The sequence below is a fragment of the Pseudomonas sp. GL-B-26 genome, from assembly GCF_019947405.1.
In the GTDB taxonomy this organism is placed as follows: Bacteria; Pseudomonadota; Gammaproteobacteria; order Pseudomonadales; family Pseudomonadaceae; genus Aquipseudomonas.
The window spans coordinates 1-22,526 of sequence record NZ_JAGYGJ010000037.1 but is presented as its reverse complement, the minus strand read 5'-3'; the positions used below and the strand labels follow the sequence as shown (position 1 = coordinate 22,526).

General features: G+C 62.1%; 18 protein-coding genes. 11 read left to right on the top strand and 7 right to left on the bottom strand.

From position 1 onward, the window contains the following. The first annotated feature begins 184 nt into the window (after nucleotides 1-184). From KGB23_RS21660 to KGB23_RS21625, 8 genes are all read left to right on the top strand, one after another. Nucleotides 185-967 carry an ABC transporter permease gene (locus KGB23_RS21660; RefSeq protein WP_223432526.1) on the top strand — a complete coding sequence of 261 codons (783 nt, stop codon included), beginning with the start codon at nucleotides 185-187 and terminating at the stop codon, nucleotides 965-967. Continuing rightward, nucleotides 967-1,815 (top strand): ABC transporter ATP-binding protein, encoded by an 849-nt coding sequence (locus KGB23_RS21655; RefSeq protein ID WP_223432525.1) that lies wholly within the window; start codon nucleotides 967-969, stop codon nucleotides 1,813-1,815. The genes KGB23_RS21660 and KGB23_RS21655 overlap by 1 nt, the downstream gene beginning before the upstream one ends. Further along, nucleotides 1,812-2,774 (top strand): HEAT repeat domain-containing protein, encoded by a 963-nt coding sequence (locus KGB23_RS21650; protein ID WP_223432524.1) that lies wholly within the window; start codon nucleotides 1,812-1,814, stop codon nucleotides 2,772-2,774. The genes KGB23_RS21655 and KGB23_RS21650 overlap by 4 nt, the downstream gene beginning before the upstream one ends. After that, complete coding sequence (locus KGB23_RS21645; RefSeq protein WP_223432523.1) at nucleotides 2,771-3,064, top strand: DUF971 domain-containing protein; 294 nt, start codon at nucleotides 2,771-2,773, stop codon at nucleotides 3,062-3,064. The genes KGB23_RS21650 and KGB23_RS21645 overlap by 4 nt, the downstream gene beginning before the upstream one ends. A gap of 188 nt (nucleotides 3,065-3,252) precedes the next feature. Then, the gene (gene lexA / locus KGB23_RS21640) at nucleotides 3,253-3,870 is read left to right on the top strand and encodes a transcriptional repressor LexA (RefSeq protein WP_223432522.1); all 618 of its coding nucleotides are present in this window, start codon (nucleotides 3,253-3,255) and stop codon (nucleotides 3,868-3,870) included. Next, a complete protein-coding gene (gene imuA, locus KGB23_RS21635; RefSeq protein WP_033061610.1) occupies nucleotides 3,870-4,487 on the top strand; it encodes a translesion DNA synthesis-associated protein ImuA in 618 nt (205 codons plus the stop codon). Before lexA ends, imuA begins: the two co-directional genes overlap by 1 nt. Before the next feature lie 7 nt (nucleotides 4,488-4,494). Beyond that, the gene (locus tag KGB23_RS21630) at nucleotides 4,495-5,910 is read left to right on the top strand and encodes a Y-family DNA polymerase (RefSeq protein ID WP_223432521.1); all 1,416 of its coding nucleotides are present in this window, start codon (nucleotides 4,495-4,497) and stop codon (nucleotides 5,908-5,910) included. Further along, complete coding sequence (locus KGB23_RS21625) at nucleotides 5,886-8,984, top strand: error-prone DNA polymerase (RefSeq protein ID WP_223432520.1); 3,099 nt, start codon at nucleotides 5,886-5,888, stop codon at nucleotides 8,982-8,984. The genes KGB23_RS21630 and KGB23_RS21625 overlap by 25 nt, the downstream gene beginning before the upstream one ends. Nucleotides 8,985-9,201: 217 nt before the next feature. On the opposite strand, the gene KGB23_RS21620 is transcribed toward KGB23_RS21625, so the two are convergent. From KGB23_RS21620 to KGB23_RS21590, 7 genes are all read right to left on the bottom strand, one after another. Further along, complete coding sequence (locus KGB23_RS21620; RefSeq protein WP_223432519.1) at nucleotides 9,202-9,864, bottom strand: flavin reductase family protein; 663 nt, start codon at nucleotides 9,862-9,864, stop codon at nucleotides 9,202-9,204. Between the two features lie 12 nt (nucleotides 9,865-9,876). Further along, a complete protein-coding gene (locus KGB23_RS21615; RefSeq protein WP_223432518.1) occupies nucleotides 9,877-11,364 on the bottom strand; it encodes an amidohydrolase family protein in 1,488 nt (495 codons plus the stop codon). Beyond that, the gene (locus tag KGB23_RS21610) at nucleotides 11,361-12,557 is read right to left on the bottom strand and encodes an amidohydrolase family protein (protein ID WP_223432517.1); all 1,197 of its coding nucleotides are present in this window, start codon (nucleotides 12,555-12,557) and stop codon (nucleotides 11,361-11,363) included. Before KGB23_RS21610 ends, KGB23_RS21615 begins: the two co-directional genes overlap by 4 nt. 132 nt (nucleotides 12,558-12,689) lie before the next feature. Then, nucleotides 12,690-13,742 (bottom strand): extracellular solute-binding protein, encoded by a 1,053-nt coding sequence (locus tag KGB23_RS21605; protein ID WP_223432516.1) that lies wholly within the window; start codon nucleotides 13,740-13,742, stop codon nucleotides 12,690-12,692. 37 nt (nucleotides 13,743-13,779) lie between these two features. Beyond that, on the bottom strand, nucleotides 13,780-14,568 hold the full coding sequence (locus tag KGB23_RS21600; RefSeq protein ID WP_046048507.1) for an ABC transporter permease: 789 nt from the start codon (nucleotides 14,566-14,568) through the stop codon (nucleotides 13,780-13,782). Continuing rightward, entirely contained in the window at nucleotides 14,565-15,482 is a 918-nt protein-coding gene (locus tag KGB23_RS21595; protein WP_223432515.1) for an ABC transporter permease, read from the bottom strand. The genes KGB23_RS21600 and KGB23_RS21595 overlap by 4 nt, the downstream gene beginning before the upstream one ends. Nucleotide 15,483: 1 nt before the next feature. Beyond that, nucleotides 15,484-16,569 (bottom strand): ABC transporter ATP-binding protein, encoded by a 1,086-nt coding sequence (locus tag KGB23_RS21590; protein ID WP_223432514.1) that lies wholly within the window; start codon nucleotides 16,567-16,569, stop codon nucleotides 15,484-15,486. A gap of 140 nt (nucleotides 16,570-16,709) precedes the next feature. On the opposite strand from KGB23_RS21590, the gene KGB23_RS21585 reads away from it, so the two are divergent. The 3 genes from KGB23_RS21585 to KGB23_RS21575 form a co-directional block, all read left to right on the top strand. Continuing rightward, entirely contained in the window at nucleotides 16,710-17,399 is a 690-nt protein-coding gene (locus KGB23_RS21585; RefSeq protein WP_223432513.1) for a GntR family transcriptional regulator, read from the top strand. Between the two features lie 333 nt (nucleotides 17,400-17,732). Further along, nucleotides 17,733-19,844: a PAS domain-containing sensor histidine kinase gene (locus KGB23_RS21580; RefSeq protein ID WP_223432512.1), complete on the top strand. Its 2,112-nt coding sequence runs from the start codon at nucleotides 17,733-17,735 to the stop codon at nucleotides 19,842-19,844. 180 nt (nucleotides 19,845-20,024) lie between these two features. Continuing rightward, nucleotides 20,025-22,526: excinuclease ABC subunit UvrA (locus tag KGB23_RS21575; protein WP_223432511.1), on the top strand; the 2,502-nt coding region annotated here is incomplete at its 3' end.

Below are 22,526 nucleotides of genomic sequence, written 5' to 3'. Positions count from 1 at the left end.
ACTGACCGAGGTGTTTGGGCGATGTACTGCGACCTGCGACCTCGAGTCGAACTCAGGCTTTGAAAAGTATGGAGATCGGCTCCCTTTCCCCCTCTCCCCACTGGGGAGAGGGCTGGGGTGAGGGGGGGATTTCAACCCACACCGAAGATCTTCAATTCAACCGAATCAAGCTGGTATTCCATCCATGCACAGATCATTCGCCCGCTGGATTCCCCGAGCAGCCTCCTTACTGCTCTGCCTCCTGTTCTGGCAACTCGCCGCCAGTCACCACTGGAACCTCGGCCTGGTCACCTTCGCCAACGTCCCGACGCCACTGGCGGTGATCGAAGCCGCCCTCGGCCTCGGCGACTCCGGCAAGCTCGCGCAACACCTCGGCAGCAGCCTCAGCCGAGTCTTCGCCGGTTACCTCGCGGCGCTGATCATCGGCATCGCGTTGGGCTTGGCCATCGGTCGCTCGAAATGGGCTGAAGACCTGCTGCTACCACCGCTGGAAGTCCTGCGTCCGATCCCCGCCGTGGCCTGGATTCCGCTGGCGATCCTGATGTTCCCATCCTCAGAGCTGTCGATGGTCTTCATCACCTTCACCGGCGCGCTGTTTCCGATTCTGCTCAACACCGTGCATGGCGTCGAAGGCGTCGACCCTCGGCTGATCGCCTCGGCGAAAAGCCTCGGGGCAGGGCGCCGGGCGATTCTGCTGGAGGTGATCCTGCCGGGCGCCGCGCCGAGCATCATCACCGGCCTGGCTATCGGCATGGGCACCTCATGGTTCTGCCTGGTGACCGCCGAAATGATCTCCGGCCAATACGGCATTGGTTATTACACCTGGGAGTCCTACACCATCCAGAACTACGCCGACATCGTGGTCGGCATGTTGCTGATTGGCGTACTGGGGATGGGCAGCAGCCTGCTGATCAAACGTCTGGGCGGGCTGTTCACGCCTTGGCACCGACCACGAGGAAAAGCCTGATGAGCGTGATGCAAACCCCTGAAGGGCGGATCGACATCCGACAATTGTCCATTGTCCTCGGCGAACACAAGCAAGCCTTCGAAGCCGTGCAAGGTCTGGATTGCCAGATCGAGCCGGGGCAATTCGTGTGCATTCTCGGGCCGTCCGGTTGCGGCAAATCGACCTTGCTCGGTGCGCTGGCCGGACACCTGCAACCGCGAACCGGCACCCTGAAAGTCGACGGTGCGCCGGTCTCGGGCCCGTCCCCGCAGCGCGGCATGGTGTTCCAGCACCACACGCTGTTCCCTTGGCGCACCGTGCGCGACAACGTCGCTTTCGGCCTGAAAATGCGCGGCATCGGAAAAGCCGAAAGGCATAAAGCTGCCGATGAAATCCTTGCCCTGGTGGGCCTCGAAGGGTTTGCCGAGCGCTGGCCCGATCAGCTTTCCGGTGGCATGCAGCAACGGGTAGAAATCGCCCGGGTGCTGATCAACCGCCCACGCCTGTTGCTGATGGATGAACCCTTTGGCGCCCTCGACGCGCTGACCCGGTTGAACATGCAGGAGCTGCTGCTGGACATCTGGACGCGAATTCGCACCACCGTGGTGTTCGTCACCCATGACATCGATGAAGCGCTGTTCCTCGCCGATCGGCTGCTGGTCATGAGTTCGCGCCCGGGCCGGATCATTGAAGACCTGCGCCTCGATTTTCCACGGCCACGCACCACCGAACGGGTCACCAGCCACGAGTTCTCCCGCTTGAAGCGTCATTGCCTCGAGTTGCTGCGTCACGAAGACGGTCGGCAGTTACCGCGCCTGAACCCTCTCGGACTTCCCCTTGAAAACAAACTGCCGCGATTTGCCCTATGACCTCTCTATTCGATGTAACCGATAACGACGACATTCTCGCCCTGCAACCACGCCTGACGGATGAAGATCCCGGCGTGCGCAGAATTGCCCTGATCGAACTGGCCGACCTTGAAGAGCCGGACGGTTTGCTGTGGCTGGTCAATCGCCTTGCGCAAGACCCGACCGAAGAAGTCCGCGCCGAAGCCGCACGATTGCTCGAAGCCTGGGAGGACGAACCGGTGGTGGAAGCGCTGTGTCAGGCGCTGACCGATCCTTCCCAAGCCGTGCGAGCGGCCGCCGCGCAAAGCCTTAGCCTGCTCAAGACCGAGGCGGCGGGCAGGGTGATTCTGCCGTGGACCGGGCATGCCGACATCAACGTGCGCATCGCTGCTTTCCGGGCCTTGCGTGAGTTGCGCTTTCCCGATGCCGCCGCTGCCGCTTTAGGGGCATTGACCGATGAAGACGCCAGTGTTCGCCGCGAAGCTGTCGGCGTACTCGGCTGGCTTAAGCAGATCGATGCCTTGCCGGCGCTTGCTCGATTAGCCAGTGACGACCCGGACACCGAAGTCCGCCGCGCCGCCACCGGTGCCCTTGGCCTGGCGTCCGACGCCCAGGTGCTGCCGGCGTTGCGCCACGCCTTGCAGGACGCAGCCTGGCAAGTCCGCGAAGAGGCTGCCACCACGCTGGGTAAGATCGGGCACGTCGACGCCGGCCCGGCCTTGGTCGAAGCCTTGAGTGACGATTACTGGCAAGTCCGCCTGCGCGCCACTCGTAGCCTCGGCCGTTTGCGTTACGTCCCGGCCCTTGAAGCGTTGATCGAAACCCTCGGCCATCGCATCAGCAACCTGCGCAAGGAAGCCGCCCTGGCCCTCGGAGAATTGAACGATCGGGGCGCCATCGCACCCTTGCAGGCCGCGCAGGACGACGGCGACCCGGAAGTGCGCAAAGCCGTGCGCATCGCCTTGAGTCAGCTGCAATGAACCCGGTGGCGATTGGCAATTCCCAAGGTAAACAGCAGCTGCGGTTGAACTGGCCGGATGGTCGCGAGCAGTTGTTGGATCACGCTGAATTGCGCCGCCAATGCCCGTGCTCGCAATGCCGGGCGTTTCGGTTGCAGGGGTTGAGGGTGAAAGTCGATGAGCGCATCCGTGTGGTCGAACTCAATTCCCAGGGCTACGGTCTGCAACTGGTATTCAGCGATGGCCACGAACGCGGCATTTACCCCTGGCCCTACCTGGCACAACTCACCCCCGAACCTACTGAAATCTAATGTGGGAGCGGCGGTGCGACGATTCGACTTGCTCGCGAAGGCGGTGGGTCAGTCGACATCAATGTTGAATGTTGAACCGCATTCGCGAGCAAGCCCGCTCCCACATTTAATCGGTGTTTACCTCAGGTTGTGTGGTCGACCGCCAGCTGACTGGCGGTCCTTGCCAGAAAAAAGCCAAAAGAGTACAAATGTACTCCATGACGACTTTAACTCCCCGCCGTACCGCCATCCTGACCTTTATCCGCGATCGAATCGCCGAGCATGGCCAGTCCCCGAGCCTCGCTGAAATCAGCGAGGCGTTCGGTTTCGCCTCCCGTAGCGTGGCGCGCAAGCATGTGCTGGCGCTGACTGAGGCCGGTTTCATCGAGGTCAATGCGCATCAGGCCCGGGGCATTCGTTTGCTCGGGCAGCCGGCGCGGCCCGAATTGCTGGACATCCCGGTACTCGGCCGGGTGGCAGCGGGTGCGCCGATCGGTGCCGATGCCGAGGTTCACAGCCGCTTGCTGCTTGACCCGTCGATCTTCTCGCGGGTGCCGGATTACATGCTGCGGGTCCAGGGTGACTCGATGATCGAAGACGGCATTCTCGACGGCGACCTGGTGGGCGTGCACCGCAATCCCGAGGCGGTCAACGGCCAGATCGTCGTCGCGCGACTCGACGGCGAAGTCACCATCAAACGTTTCGAGCGGGTCGGCGAGGTCGTCCGATTGCTGCCACGCAATCCGGCCTATCAGCCGATCATCGTCGAAGCCAGTCAGGACCTGGCCATCGAAGGGGTGTTCTGCGGTCTGGTGAGGCAAGGGTGATGGGCGCCGTCGTTGCGCTGGATACGCTGTTCAATGGCGGCCAGGTCTGGAAGGGCCGGCCTGCGCCACCGGCCGTCAGCCCGCAACCCACCGGGCATGCCGCGCTGGATGCGGCGTTGCCGACGGGTGGTTGGCCGGAAGCGGCGCTGACCGAAATCCTTTTGGCCGGGCAGGGTGTTGGCGAGTTGCAACTGGTGTGGCCGGCGCTGGCACGGTTGTCCGCTGCGGGCGAACGAATCGTGCTGGTGGCGCCGCCTTACGTGCCATACCCCCAGGCCTGGCAGAACGCCGGGGTCGATCTGCGTCAGTTGTCGATCATCCAGGCCAGCGAGCGCGATGCCTTGTGGGCTGCGGAACAATGCCTGCGTTCGGGCAGTTGCGGCGCAGTGCTGTGCTGGCCGCACAAGGCCGATGACCGGGCGTTGCGGCGCTTGCAGGTGGCGGCGGAAACCGGCTCGACCCTGGCGTTCGCCTACCGCTCGATCAATGAGGCGATCAACCCTTCGCCCGCCGCCCTGCGCATCGCCATCGATGCCAGGCCTGCGCAATTGCGCGTGCTCAAGTGCCGGGGTGGGCTGGCGCGTTCGGCGCCGATTGCCTTCCCTGTGGGACATTGAGGTTGCCATGCGCTGGGTCTGCATTCTCTTCCCGCAATTGGCGCTGGACGCGGTACTGCGTCAGCGCGCCGATCCCGATGAGCCGCTGGCGCTGCTGACCGGCCCGGCCCAGCGTCGGGTGTTGCAAGCGGTCAACGCTTCGGCCCGGGCGCTGGGCTTGCGTCCGGGCCAGTCGATGACCGCCGCCCAGGCCTTGAGCAAAGGGTTTGTCACGGCTGAGTACGACGCTGCCGAGATCGAGCACTGGCAGCAGTTTCTGGCCGCCTGGGCTTATCGATTCAGTTCACAAGTCAGCGTGCATTACCCGCGTGCGGTGGTGTTTGAAATCGAATCCAGCCTGGGATTGTTCGGCGCCTGGCCGCAATTCGAGGCGCGGTTGCGGACCGAGCTCGGCGAGCTGGGGTTTCGCCATCGGATTGTTGCCGCGCCCAACCCGGTGGCCGCACGGGTGCTGGCCAACGCTTATGACGGTCTGGTGGTGCCTGACGATCAAGCCTTACAACATCATCTTGGACAGTTGCCCATCGACCGGATCGGGCTGGAAACCAGCGTTGCCACCGCGTTGTCGCGCATGGGGTTGCGCACCTTGAGCCAGGTTCAGGCGTTGCCTCGCCATAGTCTGGCCCGGCGTTTCGAGGCTCAGGTGCTCAAGCATCTGGACGCCTTGCTCGGGTTACGGCGGCTGGCGCTGGCGTTCTACTTGCCGCCGGACCGCTTCGATGTGCGCATCGAGCTCAACTTCGACGTGCAGTCCCATCAGGCGCTGCTGTTTCCGTTACGCCGGCTGACCGGCGACCTGTCGGCGTTTCTTTGCGGTCGGGACAGCGGCGTGCAGCGTTTCGACCTGCACCTGGAACACGCCGGGTTGCCGGACACCGTCATCAAGGTCGGCCTGCTCAGCGCCGAACGTGATCCGGCGATGCTCTTTGAACTGGCCCGGGGCCGGTTGGAACACGTTCAGGTCGAGGCCCCGGTGCGCGGTTTTCGCCTGCGCGCCGAAGACTTGCCGGCCTTCGTTCCCCAGCGTCAGGAGCTGTTCGACGACCGCCCGCAGCAGTCCTTGCCCTGGGAGCAACTGCGCGAACGCTTGCGCGCGCGGTTGGGGGATGACGCGGTGCAGGGCTTGCGGTTCCAGGCCGATTACCGGCCGGAATGCGCGTGGCAGGCCAGTGTCGACAGTCAGCGCTGTGCAGGGCTGCCTGCGGTGCAACGTCCGGGCTGGCTGCTGACTGAACCGTTGGCGGTACACGAAGGTTCGACGCGCATCCTGATGGGCCCGGAACGCATTGAGTCCGGTTGGTGGGACGGCGACGATGTGCGCCGCGATTACTTCCTGATCGAAACCCGTTCCGGCCAGCAGGGCTGGGCCTATCGTGCGGTCGGTGAGGACGGCCCGTTGTGGCTGCAGGGCTGGTTCGCATGAGCGTCGACTATGCCGAGCTGCACTGCCTGTCGAACTTCAGTTTTCAGCGCGGTGCTTCCAGTGCCCTCGAACTCTTTCAGCGGGCGAAAAAACAGGGCTATCAGGCCTTGGCGATCACCGACGAATGCACCCTGGCCGGTATCGTCCGCGCCTGGCAAGCGGCCAAATCCGTGGAGCTGCCGCTGATTATCGGCAGCGAAGTGCGCATCGAGAACGGTCCGAAACTGGTGTTGCTGGTGGAAAACCTCGAGGGTTACCAGACCCTGTGCCGACTGATTACCCGAGCGCGGCGCCGCACGCAGAAAGGCCAGTATCAAGTGCTGCGCGAGGACTTCAGTGAACCCTTGCCGGGGCTGTTGGCGTTGTGGGTGCCGGACGCGGTCGATGACGTCGAGCAGGGCCACTGGCTGAAACAGGCCTTCGTCGATTGCCTGTGGTTGGCCGTCCAGTTGCATCGCGGCCAGGACGATACCCGACGGCTGGCTGCGCTGCTGACCCTGGCGGGCGAACTGCGAATCCCGGCAGTGGCCAGCGGCGATGTGCACATGCACGCTCGTGGGCGGCGCGCCTTGCAGGACACCATGACCGCGATCCGTCATCACCTGCCGGTGGCGGAGGCCGGGCTGCGTCTTCATCCCAATGGCGAGCGGCATGTGCGCAGTCTCGAGGCTCTGCAATCGATCTACCCGCAAACACTGCTCGATGAAACGCTGAACATCGCCCGGCGTTGCACCTTCGACCTCGGTCAGTTGCGTTATCAATATCCCCGGGAGTTGGTCCCTGAAGGCCAGACAGCCACGTCCTGGCTGCGGCATCTGACCGAAGAGGGCATCGCGTGGCGCTGGCCAAAAGGCCCGCAGGCCGAGGTGCTGACGCAGATCGACAAGGAACTGGAGCTGATCGCCGAACTGGGTTACGAAAGCTATTTCCTGACGGTTCACGACATTGTGCGATTCGCCCGTGAGCAAAAAATCCTGTGTCAGGGCCGTGGTTCGGCGGCCAACTCCGCAGTGTGCTTTGCCTTGGGCATCACGGAAATCGATCCGGATCGCACCACGCTGTTGTTCGAGCGCTTTCTCTCCAAAGAGCGCAACGAACCGCCGGACATCGACGTCGATTTCGAACACGAACGTCGCGAAGAAGTCCTGCAGTACGTGTTCCAGCGTTATGGCCGGACCCGCGCGGCGTTGACGGCGGTGGTCAGCACGTATCACGCGGCCGGCGCGGTGCGTGATGTGGCCAAGGCCCTGGGTTTGCCGCCGGATCAGATCAACGCCCTGGCCGATTGCTGTGGCCACTGGAGTGATGAAACACCGCCCGTGGAACGCCTGCTTGAAGGCGGGTTCGATCCCGAGAGCCCGGTGCTGCGCCGGGTGTTGAGCCTGACGGGGCAGTTGATCGGTTTTCCTCGACACCTGTCCCAGCACCCCGGCGGCTTCGTGATTTCCGAACAGCCTCTGGACAGCCTGGTTCCGGTGGAAAACGCCGCCATGGCCGAGCGCACCATCATCCAGTGGGACAAGGACGACCTCGATGCCGTCGGGCTGCTCAAGGTGGATATCCTGGCATTGGGTATGCTCAGTGCGATCCGTCGCTGTTTCGATCTGTTGCGCCGTCATCGCCATCGGGACCTGAGCCTGGCGACGATCCCGTCCGAAGACGCGCCCACCTACGAAATGATTGGCCGTGCCGACACCATCGGTGTGTTCCAGATCGAGTCCCGGGCGCAGATGTCGATGCTGCCGAGGCTCAAACCGGTGAATTTCTACGATCTGGTGATTGAAGTGGCGATCGTCCGTCCGGGGCCGATTCAGGGTGGGATGGTGCATCCATACCTGCGACGCCGAAACAAGGAAGAACCGGAGGTCTATCCGTCCCCGGCACTGGAAACCGTGCTCAAGCGCACGTTGGGCGTGCCGCTGTTCCAGGAACAAGTGATGCAGATTGCGATTGTCGCCGCCGACTACAGCCCCGGCGAGGCCGATCAGTTGCGCCGCTCCATGGCCGCCTGGAAACGCCACGGCGGGCTGGAGCCGCACAAGGATCGCCTGGCCGCCGGGATGAAGAAAAACGGTTACACGGCGGAGTTTGCCGCGCAGATCTTCGAGCAGATCAAAGGCTTTGGCAGTTATGGTTTTCCCGAGTCCCACGCCGCCAGTTTCGCCTTGCTGACCTACGCCAGTTGCTGGTTGAAATGCCACGAGCCGGCGGCCTTCGCCTGTGCGCTGATCAACAGCTGGCCCATGGGTTTCTACAGCCCGGACCAGATTCTGCAGGACGCGCGCCGGCATCAATTGCAGATTCGCCCGGTGGACGTGCGCGCCAGTGACTGGGATTGCAGCCTCGAACCGATCACCGGAGCCCAGCCGGCGATTCGCATGGGGTTGCGGATGATCAAGGGCTTTCGCGAGGACGATGCCCGGCGCATCGAAGCCGCACGGTCGAAGGGGGCGTTTATCGACGTTGCCGACCTCGGCGAGCGGGCGCGGCTCGATGCCCGCGCCCAGGAGCAACTGGCCGATGCCGGTGCGCTGCGTGGCCTGGCCGGTGACCGTCATCGGGCGCGCTGGGAAGTGGCGGGAGTGCAGAAACAGCTTGGCTTGTTTGCCGGTCTGCCGAGTCAGGAGGAGGGCGCGGTGTCGTTGCCCAGACCCACCGTCGGCGAGGACCTGCTAGCCGATTACAACAGTGTCGGCACCACGCTCGGCCCGCATCCGCTGGCGTTGTTGCGGGGAGAATTGAAAGCCCGGCGCTGCCGCAGTTCGAAGGAACTGCTGGAGGTCGAGCATGGGCGACCGGTCAGTGTCGCCGGGCTGGTGACCGGTCGACAACGCCCGGGCACCGCCAGTGGTGTGACCTTTGTCACCCTTGAAGATGAGTTCGGCAACGTCAACGTGATTGTCTGGCGCGACCTGGCCGACCGGCAGCGCCAGGTGTTGGTGGGCTCGCAATTGCTCAAGGTCGATGGGCGTTGGGAGAAGGAAGGCGAGGTGCGGCATTTGATTGCCGGACGGTTGAGCGATTTGAGTTCGTTGCTGGATGGCATCAACGTGCGCAGCCGGGATTTTAGGTGAGCATTCAAAATCGCTCCCTCACCCTAACCCTCTCCCGGAGGGAGAGGGGACTGACCGTGGGTATCTCATGACTGACTGTGATATGAATGTTTTGCATTGAATCCATAATCGACTCGATTTAGCAGGTCGACGTATATTGCCACACACCTCGGTTAGTCCCCTCTCCCTCCGGGAGAGGGTTAGGGTGAGGGGGGATCTACCTGACACACCCACGCCCTCATTTACCCAACGGCCAAAACCGCTCCCCACCCCCCGGCGCATCCGTCCACGCCTGCAACGAGCGTGTCGGCAAATCGAAATAATCCCGCGTGCGCGCATACCCATGCCCACCCATCCGGCCAATCGCATCGAGCCCGAGCTGATCGATATACAGGGTTTTCGGATCGATCAATTCATCACGCACATGCGCCATCAACACTTCGCCAAAGATAATCTCCCGTGACTGTCCGATGGACAGCGCCATCATCCGCCGACACTCCAGTGCCACCGGTGCTTCCCCAATCCGTGGGCATTTGACCGTGGAGCCGGGAATGGCGGTGAGGCCGGCGGCCGTGAGTTCATCGAAACCGGGGGCGAACGGCACGGCGCAGACGTTCATGGCTTCCACCAGGGCATCGCTGACAATGTTTACGGTGAATTCCTGGTTGAGCTGGATATTGCGCGTGGTGTCCTTGGGGCTTTGGTCGCCGTAGTTTTCCACGCCCAACGCGAGGATCGGCGGGTCGGCCGAGAGGGCGTTGAAGAAGCTGAAGGGCGCGGCGTTGATCCGGCCTTCGCCGTCGATGGTGGTGACCAGGGCAATTGGCCGTGGCACCACGCTGCCGATCAGAATCTTGTACTTGTCTCGTGGGCTCAGTTGGCTGAAGTCGAAGCTTTGCATGGGCAGGACTCTCTAAAGAAGGGGATCAATCGCGCTCAGCGGCGCGTGTGCGCTGTAGTCGTCAGCGAACGGGATGGCCGGTTTGAACAGGCCTTTCCAGTCCGGTTGGCCGAAGGCCCGGTCGCTGTGGCTGCGCATCAGTTTTTCGAATTGTTGTTGGGCCTGGCGTTGCAGTGCGGGGTAGTCGATGCACTGCACCTGACCGTCCTGCATCACGCAGCGGCCGTTGATGTAGCTGGCGATGCAGTCGTCACCGCGCCCGGCCAAAACCAGGTTTTTCAGTGGGTCGAACAGCGGCCCCAAATGCAGGCCGCGAAGGCTGAACACCGTGATGTCGGCCTTGGCGCCCGGTGCCAAGCGGCCCAGATCATCGCGGCCCAAGGCTTTGGCGCCGCCGAGAGTGGCCGCGTTGTAAAAATCCAGCGTGCGGGTCAAAGAACCACTGCCTTCCATCAATCGCGCGATGTTCAGACCCTGGCGCATGTTTTCCAGCAAATCCGCCGGCCAGGTGTCGGTGCCCAAGGCGAAGTTGATGCCCTTGGCCCGATAGCGACCGAAGGAGTTCAGCGCCTCGCCGTCACGGGCAAACACCACCGGGCAATGCACCAGACTCGCGCCGCCATCCACCACGCGTTGCAGATCGTCATCGCCTGAGGTGTAGATGCCGTGGGGCAGCAGACTGCGCGGGGTCAGCAGATTCAATTGCTGCAACCAGCCCAGCGGCGAAGTACCGCGCAGATGTTCGACCATCGCCACCTCACCGAGCCCCTGGCAGCAATGCAAACGCATCGGCGCGTTCAGTTCCAGGCTGAGCGCGGCAGTGCGTTGCAGCAGGGCCGGGGTGCAGGTCTGGATGCGGTCCGGCAGCAGCGCGCCCCGAATCAAACCCTCGTGCGCGCCGTCGAAATCATGGAAAAACCGCACAGCCGCGTCGAGCCCGGCCATGCCTCGCGCTTCATCCCAGTGATGCCCGAGGCTTCCATCGGCGCGCCAGTAACTCATACTGCTCATGTAGCAGGGGCCGAGGTAAGTCCGCAGCCCCAACTCGGCCGCCACGCCGGCCACCGCAGAAAACTCGTCGTAAGTCTCGGCCCACTCGCGGTAATACATCGAAGTGATCGGCATGGCGGTGGTGATGCCATTGCGGATCAACTGAGTGAAGGCGTAGCGGTATTTGAAGACTTCTTCATCCGGGCTGTAACTCTCTCGCGGACCTGCCGTCAGGTAGTCCTCGGACCACATCCGGCCCATGTCGCGTTCATCGCCGTTGTCCAGCGTCAGCACCGTCGAATCAAGATCCCCGAGTGCATCCAGATCGATGAAGCCCGGACCGATCAACGCGTTGCCATAATCAATCCACTGATCCACCGGCCCCGGATAATCCCGCCCGACAAACACGATACGCGAACCTTCGAACACCACTTCGCCGTCGCGCCACAACACGTGCCGGGCGCCGTCGAAACCAACGACGCAGCTGCTCTTGAGGCCAATGCGCTTCACAAACGGCTTTCCAGCAGTCGGCCACCGGAGGCGATCAACTCACCGCCGCGATAAACCTGCCGCACCGGACGCGACACCACCGCCTCACTCAGCGTCTGCACCGGCATCAGCAAAAAGTCCGCCGGTAGGCCGATCTCCAGCCCATAACCTTCACAGCCCAACGCCCGAGCGCCATTCACCGTCGCGGCTTCGAACGCCGCCGTCAGTTCATCGTCCTTGTTCAAGTCGAAACGAAAGGCCAGCAGCATCGCCCGCTCCAGCATGTCGCCGTTGCCCATGGGCGACCAGGCATCACGAATGCCGTCCGAACCCAGGCAGACATTCACCCCGGCCTCGCGCAGGGCGAGGAACGGCGGCACCGCGCAATCGGCCGGTGCCGAACTCATCAGCGAAATGCCCAGCGCCGCCAGGCGTTCGGCCACCGGTTTGACCTGGCTCCACGGCAACATCCCCAGGCAGTACGCGTGGCTGATCATCACCCGACCCTGACGCCCGAAGCGTTCGGTGTAGTCGGCGATCAGTGCGATCTGCCACAGGCCCAGTTCGCCCTTGTCATGCAAATGAATGTCGACGCCACGCTCGAATTCGCTGGCCAGCTTAAACACGAAGTCGAGCTGCGCGATCGGGTCGTTGTCGATGCCACACGGGTCGAGGCCGCCGACGTTTTCCACGCCCAGGGCCATCGCTTCGCGCATCAGTTCGGCGGTGCCGGGGCGGCTGATCAGGCCGGTTTGCGGGAACACCACCAGTTGCAGGTCGATCAGGTCGCGGTAGCCTTCGCGCAGCTGTTGCATGGCCTCGACATGGCGCAGGCCGAATTCCGGGTCGATGTCGACGTGACAACGCATCGTCAGCGAGCCACGGGCGATGCAGTTTTCCAGCAGGGCGCCAGCGCGCTGGGCAATCGGTGCCTGGACTTCACGCAGCACGCGGCGCTCGTTGGCGATGTAGTCCTTGAGCGTCGGGCCGGCGCTGTTCGGGCGCCAGGGTTGACCCCAGAGGGTTTTGTCGAGATGGACGTGGCTTTCAACCAGGGCAGGGGTTAGGAGCTGGTTTTGGCCGTCGATGTCGGTGGGGGTCAGGGCAGCGTTTGATGCTGGGCGGCGTTGCTTGAACAGGCCGTTTTCGATCAATAGGTCTTCGGCGGTTGAACCGTAGGACCGCACGTTGCGCAGCCAGCGGGGTTGATTCATTGCATACCTCAAACTCTGTGTTGTGTGGGAGGGCCTCTTCGCGAGCAAGCCCGCTCCCACACTGGATTTGTTGTGATCACAAATCCCCTGTGGGAGCGGGCTTGCTCGCGAAGGCCGCGACGCGGTCTCGGATCAACCCTTGAGCTTCGACCAGATCCGGTCCTGCAGCTCGCGTGCCTTGTTGCTGCACTCTTTCTCCGGCCGCAGGCGCGAGGCGAACTCGTCGGGCATGTTGATCGCGTCCATCACCCGCCATTTGGCGTCGATCAGTTTGTCGCTCTGGATGCCGTTGGCGTAGGCGATGGCGTTGGACACGGCGGCGGCGTTTTCCGGCTTCATCATCCAGTCGATGAAGATCTTCGCGTTGCCAGGGTGCGGGGCGCTTTTCGGTACGGCGAAGTTGTCCTGGAACATCGCCAGGCCTTCGCGCGGGTACACGTACTTGATGGTGCTTTTTTGCAACGTGGCCCGGGCGGTGGAGCCGTTCCAGTTCTGCATCATGATCACTTCACCGGAGGCCATGCGGTCGACGGTGTTGTCCGAGCTGTACATCTTCAAGTGCGGTTTCTGTTTTTTCAGCAGCTCCAGAATGCGCTTGGCGTCCTGCGGGTTTTCGCTGCATTCGTCGACGTTCAGGTAATGGCTGGCGGCGTTGATCACACTGCTGGAGGTGTCGAGGGCGGCGAGTTGGCCTTCAAGTTCCTTGCGCGGTTCGAAGAACTCTTTCCACGAGTCATCCAGTTTGCCGCCGGGCACCCGCGCGCTGTCATAGGAAAACCCGGTGGTGCCCCACAGGTACGGGGCGGAGAACTTGCGGCCCGGGTCGAAACCCGGGTTGCGGAACGCCGGTTTGACGTACTGGAAGTTGGGCAAGGCCGACGCGTCGATTTGCAGTAGCAGGTTCTGGTTGATCAACGTGCGCATGATCGATTGCGACGGCACGATCACGTCATACGCTGCGCCGCCGGCCTGCAACTTGGCCAGCAGGGTTTCGTTGCTGTCGTAGCCGTCCATGGTGACCTTGATCCCGGTCTCCTTTTCGAACTTGGCCAGCAGATCGACCGGGTAGTAGTCGGTCCAGTTGTAGAAGAACAATTCCTTGGGTTCGGCGGCCTGCGCGGTGAACGCCGTGAAGCAACTCAGGGCCAGACCGGCGACAGCGAAACGCATGCTTTTGATGCTCATAGATGTACGCTCCAGAAGTACCACGAAGGACAAAGGCTCATTGGTTTTTGCCGCGCTGTCCCAGCCAGAAGGCCAGCACCACCAGCACGATGGAAATCACCAGCATCAGGGTCGAAATCGCGTTGATCTCCGGCGTGACACCGGACTTGATCGCCGAGAAGATGTACACCGGCAACGTCGTCGAACCTGGGCCGGCAACGAAGAAGGTCATGATGAAATCGTCGAGGCTGACCACGAACGCCAGCACCGAACCGGACAACACCGCCGGCCACAACAGCGGCAAGGTGACCCGGCGAAACACCTGCCACGGGTTGGCGTACAAATCGTTCGCCGCCTCCAGCAGGCTCTTGTCCAGGTCATTGAGTCGCGCGCGGATCGGCAGATAGGCGAAAGGAATGCAGAAGCCGATGTGCGCGACGATCACCGTCAGCAAACCGAGCTTGATCCCCAGCGCCATGAACAGCAGCAGCGTGGCCACGGCGGTGACGATCTCCGGCAGGATCAGCGGCAGGTTGATCCCGCCCTCGACCATCTTCTGTCCATAGAACGGCCGGTACGTCGCCAGCGCCGCGAGCAAGGCAATGGCCGTGGCGCAGACCGTGGCGATGCCGGCGACGATGATCGAGTTCAGCGCGGCGGTCTGGATCGACGGGTTGGCCAGAATCCTTCCGTACCAGGCAAAGGAGAACTCGGTCCACACCGTGGCCGAACGGTTGGCGTTGAAGCTGTAGGCGATCAGCACGAATATCGGCACGTACAGATACGCCAGGATGAGCAGGCTGACTTCGCGGGTCAGCGGTAGTTTTTTCAGGTGCAGGGCGATCATGCGGTGGCTCCACGGCGTAGAGTTTTGGCGACGCTGCGGCTGTAGAGGGTATAAAGCACCAGGGACAGCAGCAGAATCCCCAGCAACAGGAACGACAGCGAACTGCCCAGCGGCCAGTTGCGCGCCGTGCCGAACTGTTGCTGGATCAGGTTGCCGATCATCAGCGTCTTGCCGCCGCCGAGAATCGCCGGGGTGATGAAGGCGCCGAGGCTCGGCACGAACACCAACAGCGCGCCGGCAATTACGCCGGGCATCGACAGCGGCAGGATGATCCGCCGCAACGCATGCCAGCGATTGGCGCCGAGGTCGTAAGCCGCTTCCACCAGACGCCAGTCGAGTTTTTCGAGGGTCGAGTAGATCGGCAAAATCATGAACGGCAGGAAGCTGTAGACCAGCCCGACGCTGACCGCGAAGTCGTTGTAGAGCAGGGTGATGCCACCGGCCTGCGGGAACAGCGCGTTGAGGCTCTGAGCAACCCAGCCATGCTCGCGCAGGATGATCAGCCACGCGTAGTTGCGGATCAGCAGGTTGGTCCAGAACGGAATGGTGATCAGCAACACCATGAGGTTGCGCCGTTGCGGTGTCAGGCTCGACATCCACAACGCCACCGGGAAGCCGAACAGAAAACACAGCAACGTGGTGCCACCGGCCTGGAACACCGAGCGCAACAGCGCCTGGGCGTAGACCCAGTTCAGTTCCAGTTCACCGTCGAAACCTTCCTGGAAAAACAGCTGCACATAGCTTTGCAATTGCCAGTCGGCCTGCCAGTCGACACCGCCATACACGTTGCGCGGCAACAGGCTGATGTAGCCCATGATGCCGAGCGGAATGGCGATCAGCGCCAGCAAAGTCAGAACCACCGGGCTGAGCAACAGCGCACGGTTGAGGGCGGGAGAAGTACTGCTGACGCTCATCTCAGGCCTCCATCAACAGGCAGGCGTGGGGCGGCAGGTTGACCGCGACGCGATCACCGACCACCCGACCGTGGTTCAGGCCTTCGTTGTTCTCGCGCAACATGACCTTGATGTCGTTGTTCAAGCGGCACTGGTAAAGGGTCGCGGTGCCGACATACAACACCGCTTCAATCACGCCGCGCAGGTGATGCGGTTGCGCCAGGTCGACCAATTGCGAGCGTTCCGGGCGGAACGCCAGTTGCACGCTGGCGCCATCGAAGCCTTGAGCCGGGCAAGGGATTTCCACCGGCATGCCGCTCGGCACGAACAGTTTTTCGTTCTGCTGGCCGCGCTTGAGGTGGCCGGGGAGGAAGTTGATGTCGCCGATAAACTGCGCAACGAATTGGTGTTGCGGTCGTTCGTAGATATCGTTCGGTGTGCCGATTTGCAGGATCTTGCCGGCGGACATCACGGCGATACGGTCGGACAGGGTCAGGGCTTCTTCCTGATCGTGGGTGACGAAAATGAAGGTGATCCCGGCTTCCTTCTGTACGCGCTTGAGTTCGACCTGCATTTCCTTGCGCAGCTTCAAGTCCAGCGCCGACAGCGGTTCGTCGAGCAACAGCACTTTGGGCTTCGGCGCCAGGGCCCGGGCCAGGGCCACGCGCTGCTGCTGGCCGCCGGACAACTCGGCCGGTTTGCGCTCGGCCAGGTGTTGCATTTGCACCAGCGCCAGCATCTCATCGACGCGCTGGGCAATTTGCTTGCGATCAAGACCCTGCATCTCGAGGCCGAAGGCGATATTCTGCGCGACACTCATGTGCGGAAACAGCGCGTAGCTCTGGAATACTGTGTTGACCCGGCGCTTGAACGGTGGCAAATCATTGACCGGTTCGCCCGCCAGACGGATCTCGCCCTCGCTGACCTGTTCGAAGCCGGCGATGGTCCGCAACAAAGTGGTCTTGCCGCAGCCGGAAGGGCCGAGCAGGGTGAAGAATTCATTGTCGGCAATGTCGACTGAAACGTTGTCGAGGGCTGGAGCCAGCCCCGGATCGTCGGAATACCGCTTGGAGACGTTACGCACTTCAATCGCTGTTGGATGACCCATAATGGTGCATTCCTCTAATTATTGTATGCAATATCTGGATGCAATCTAGAAATAACCGGATTAATCTGCTCGTGCAACCCCCTTTTTCAAAGGCTGCTCATCGCCTGGGGCCGGTTGTTTAGCGCTAAAGGAGTGTTCAGATGACCGAGAAAAAACTCGAGACCACGGTCGACCGCGTCTACCAAGGGGTTTACGAGGCGATCAGCAAACGTTCATTGCGTCCCGGGATGAAGCTCGGCGAAGCGTCATTGGCCGAACTTTTTAATGTCAGCCGAACGTCGGTTCGTGCCGCGCTCAAACAGTTGGAGGCCGATGGCCTGGTCACCACCGAGCCCAACAAAGGGGCGTCGGTGTCGTTGCCCAGTGACGAAGAGATCCGTTCGCTGTTCGAGACGAGGCGCCTGATCGAGATCGGCATCGTCACTGAGCTCTGTCGTCGTCGTGATACTGCCGTGACCCAGGACCTGCGTGATCACCTGTTACTGGAGGATGAAGCGCACCGCAGTGGCGACCATGAACGGTTGATTCATCTGCTTGGTGAGTTCCATATCAAGCTCGCGCAAAGCCTGAACAATCCGGTGTTGCTGGACTGGTTCCGCAAGCTGATTTCCCGCGCCTCGCTGTACGCCGCCGCGCTGGATGACGACAGCCACGAGGTTTGCCGCGACGACGAACACCTGCGGCTGATCGAGTACATCGAAGCCGGCAACCAGAGCGCCGCGATCGAACTGACCTGCATGCATTTGAATGGCATCGAGAAGGCCATTCTCGACGTCGCCGCCACGCTGAAAACCGGCTACCACCCGCTCAAGCACCTGATCGAGGTATAGCCACGCTGAAACCGTGTAGCAGCTGCCGAGCAGCGCGAGGCTGCGTTCGGCGGCGAAGCCGTCGTGAAATCAAACACCACGGTGTGTCAGGACAAACTCGGATGCAGGGTTTACGACGGCTGCGCCGCCGAACGCAGCCTCGCGCTGCTCGACAGCTGCTACAAGGTTCCTCCCCATGGCAAACTCCATTGCCATAAAAATCTGCAAATCAAGAATCAGCTAACCTCTATGAAACGATTGGCGACGGCGATGCTCGAAACAAACGGGCACGCACCGTCCTCATGCCGTTGCGATCCCTTAAGCCAGTCATCTACAGGGATACAGAGTCAGTCGATGCAGTTTCTAGACGATAGCCATGGGTGTGCAGGCTGGAACGGTGAAATGGCCGGGCGCATCCGCGCGTTCGACTGGAGCCTGACTGAGCTTGGGAACATGGAGACCTGGCCCGGAAGCCTGTGCAGCGCGGTGCAGTTGATGCTCGCGTCCCCATTGCCGATGGTGATGCTGTGGGGTCGACCGGGTTACATGATCTACAACGACGCGTATTCGAAGTTTGCCGGTGGCCGCCATCCTTACCTGTTGGGTTCCCCGGTGGAGCTGGGCTGGCCGGAAGTCGCCGAATTCAATCGGCATGTGGTCGATACCTGCCTGGCCGGCGGCACCTTGTCCTATCGCAACAAAGTCCTGGAGCTGCTGCGCGACGGGGTTCCCGAAGACGTCTGGCTGGACCTCTATTACAGCCCGGTGGCGGATGATGACGGGAAACCGGCCGGGGTCATGGCGATGGTGGTCGAGACCACTGAACATGTGATTTCCGAGCGCCGCCGCCAGGCCGCCGAGGACGCCTATCACGCCGACAACGAACGGGTGCGCCTGGCACTCAATGCCGGGGCTTTGCTCGGCTCGTTTGTCTGGGACATCAAGGACAATGTGCTCTCCGGTGATGAGCGTTTCGCCCGTACCTTTTCCTACCCGCCGGAGCAAAACCTGGCCGACCTGCCAATGGGCATCGTCGAAGCACGGATCCATCCCGATGACCGCAGCTGGGTGCAGGAGCAGGTCAATCGATCAGTGGAAACCGGTGAACCCTTTAACGCCGAGTATCGGGTCTTGCGCCCGGATGGCAGTTATCTGTGGGTGCAGGCGAGTGGTGGCTGCGAGTTCAATGAACAGGGCGAGCCGTTCCGTTTTCCCGGGGTGTTGATCGATATCCACGAACGCAAGACCGCCGAAGAATCCCTGCTCAAGTTCACCCGTAATCTGGAGCAACGCGTTGCCGACGAAGTCGAAGCGCGGCTGGCCGCTGAAGAGCAATTGCGTCAATCGCAGAAACTTGAAGCCATCGGCGGCCTCACCGGCGGCGTGGCCCATGACTTCAACAACCTGTTGCAGGTGATCGCCGGCAACCTGCACTTGCTGGCGCGGCATGAGCCGGACAACGCCAACGTGCAGCGCCGGGTCAGCGCTTCGATTGCCGCGGTCGAGCGCGGCGCCAAACTGTCGTCGCAACTGCTCGCGTTCGCCCGTCGTCAGCCCTTGTCGCCAGCGGTCTGCGACCTGCGCCAGGTCTTCGATGGACTCGGGGAGTTGTTGCAGCGGGCGCTGGGGGAAACCATTCAGATCAATGTCACTGCGGCCGAAGCCCTTTGGCACATCTACGTGGACCGCAATCAACTGGAAAACGCGATTCTCAATCTGGCGATCAATGCCCGTGACGCCATCAACGGCGAGGGGACCATTGACCTGAGCGCCGAGAACATTGCCCTTGATGGCAAGTTTTGTGCTGGCAAGGGCATCGTCGCCGGCGACTATGTCTGCGTAGCGGTGGCTGACAAGGGTATCGGCATGTCGCCGCAGGTACTCGCACAGGCATTCGAACCGTTTTTTACCACCAAGGCCGATGGCCAGGGCACGGGTCTGGGCCTGAGCATGGTGTTCGGTTTCGTCAAGCAAAGTGGCGGGCATATCGAGATTTCCAGCGTGGTCGGGCAGGGCACTCGGGTGCAGCTGTACTTCCCTCGCAGCCTGCGCCCGATGCTCAACGAAACGACACGTCATGATCCGCAACAGCGAGGCGGACACGAAACCATTCTGGTGGTCGAGGACAACGAGGCGGTGCGCAGCTCAGCAGTGGAGTTGCTGAACGAAGAGGGTTATCAAGTGCTGACGGCGGCCAACGGTGACGTCGCGATGCAGATGTTGCTGGATGGCGCCGTGGTCGACCTGATTTTCACCGATGTGGTCATGCCCGGCCTGATCAAAAGCTCGGACCTGGCCGCTTGGGCCAAGGTGCAGACGCCGCCGGTGGCCGTGCTGTTCACCTCGGGCCACACCCGTGACATTATCTCGCGCAATCACCAACTCAGCCCGGATACTTATTTGCTGAGCAAACCCTATGGTCCCGAGGCGCTCACACAGATGGTCCGCACCGTCCTCAACGGCTGACGCAATTAAAATGTGGGAGCGGGCTTGCTCGCGAAGGGGCCGTGTCAGTCGACAGAGATGTCAACTGAGAGACCGCTTTCGCGAGCAAGTCGGATCGCCGCACCGCCGCTCCCACATTTTGATCGAGTACGGACCCACGCTATCAATCATTCCTTAGAACCCTCGAATCAAGGCTGGTCCATGACTTCCAACCCTCCCTCCGGCATGGTCAGGGTGCGCGGCGCCCGGGAACACAATCTCAAAAACGTCGATGTCGACATCCCCCGGGATGCCCTGGTGGTGTTCACTGGCGTGTCCGGTTCGGGGAAGTCGTCGTTGGCGTTCTCGACCCTCTACGCCGAAGCGCAACGCCGCTATTTCGAATCCGTGGCGCCTTATGCGCGGCGCCTGATCGATCAGGTCGGGGTGCCGGACGTCGACTCCATCGAAGGCTTACCGCCGGCGGTGGCGCTCCAGCAACAACGAGGGACGCCGAGCACGCGCTCTTCGGTGGGCAGCGTGACGACGTTGTCGAGCCTGATCCGCATGCTGTACTCCCGGGCCGGCAGTTATCCGCCGGGGCAGCCGATGCTGTATGCCGAAGATTTTTCGCCCAACACGCCCCAAGGCGCGTGCCCCGAATGTCATGGGTTGGGGCGGGTGTATGAAGTCACCGAAGCGTTGATGGTCCCGGACCCGAGCCTGACCATTCGCCAGCGCGCGGTCGCCTCCTGGCCCACCGCCTGGCAGGGACAGAACCTGCGCGACATCCTGGTGACGATGGGTTACGACGTCGACAAACCCTGGTGCGATCTGCCGAAAAAACTGCGCGACTGGATTCTCTTCACCGAAGAAACACCCACGGTGCCGGTGTATGCCGGGCTCACCCCCGAAGAAACCAGAGTCGCGCTCAAACGAAAAATGGAACCGAGCTACCAGGGCACGTTCACCGGCGCCCGGCGCTACATCCTGCACACCTTCAGCCATTCCCAAAGCGCGCTGATGAAGAAGCGCGTCTCGCAATTCATGCTCGGCAGCCAGTGCCCGTTGTGCGATGGAAAACGGCTCAAGCGCGAGGCGTTGTCGGTGACCTTTGCCGGTTACGACATCGGCGAGTTGTCGCAGATGCCGTTACTGCAAGTGGCCGAAGTATTGAAACCCGTGGCCGCTCACAGCTACCTCGAACAGACCGAGGCGGCGGGTGAGGTATTGACGCACGACCAGACCCGCGAGGCCCGCGAGCAACGAGTGGCCCACGGTGCCAGTGGTCACGCCAACGCGCCGGATGTGCGCCACACACCGAACCTGTCGGTGGAGAAACGCCTGGCCGCACAGCGGATCGCTCAGGACTTGCTGGAACGGGTCAGCACGTTGACCGATCTGGGGCTCGGTTACCTGGCACTGGAACGCAGCACGCCGACGCTGTCGTCCGGTGAGTTGCAGCGTCTGCGTCTGGCCACGCAATTGGGTTCGCAGTTGTTCGGCGTTATCTACGTGCTGGATGAACCGTCGGCCGGATTGCACCCGGCGGATGGCGAAGCATTGTTCGAAGCGCTGCAACGCCTGAAGGCTGCCGGCAACACCTTGTTCGTGGTCGAACATGACCTGGAAACCATGCGCCGCGCCGACTGGCTGATCGACGTGGGTCCGGCGGCCGGCGAGCATGGCGGCCAAGTCCTGTACAGCGGACCGCCGCCAGGGTTGGCGCAGGTGACGAACTCGCAGACGCGCGCTTATCTGTTCGCCGAGCAGGTCGCTCAGCCCCAAGCCAGCCGTAAGGCGAACGATTGGCTACGGCTGGAAGGTATCACTCGCAATAACCTGAACAACCTCAGCGTCGAGTTTCCGCTGGGCTGTTTTACCGCGGTGACGGGCGTCTCCGGTTCCGGTAAATCGAGCCTGGTCAGTCAGGCGCTGCTGGAACTGGTGGGCGCGCATCTCGGGCGCGCGGCAAGCGATAGCGAACCGCAAGAGTTGAGCCTTGAGGACGACGCACCGCAAGTCAGCGGCGGTCAGGTCTCGGCGGGACTGGAATCGATCAAGCGCCTGGTGCAAGTCGATCAGAAACCCATTGGCCGCACACCGCGCTCGAACCTGGCGACCTACACCGGGCTGTTCGACAACGTGCGCAAACTGTACGCCGCCACTCCTGAAGCGCAGGCCGAGGGTTACGACGCGGGCCAGTTTTCCTTCAACGTCGCCAAGGGCCGTTGCTCGACCTGCGAAGGCGAAGGCTTTGTCAGCGTCGAGTTGCTGTTCATGCCCAGCGTCTATGCACCGTGCTCGACCTGTCACGGTGCGCGCTACAACCCCGAGACGCTGGCAATCATCTGGCAAGGGTTGAACATCGCCCAGGTGTTGCAACTGACGGTGGACGAGGCGGTCACGGTGTTTGCCGAGCAACCGGGTATTCGCCGCTCGCTGGAGGTGCTGCGCGATATCGGCCTGGGTTACCTGCGCCTCGGCCAGCCGGCGACCGAGCTGTCGGGCGGTGAAGCCCAACGGATCAAACTGGCCACCGAGCTGCAACGCAGCCAGCGTGGGGCAACGTTGTATGTGCTCGACGAGCCCACCACCGGTTTGCACCCAAGGGATGTCGATCGCTTGCTCGAACAGTTGAATACGCTAGTGACGGCGGGGCATACGGTGATCGTCGTCGAACATGAAATGCGTGTGGTGGCGCAGAGTGACTGGGTGATCGAC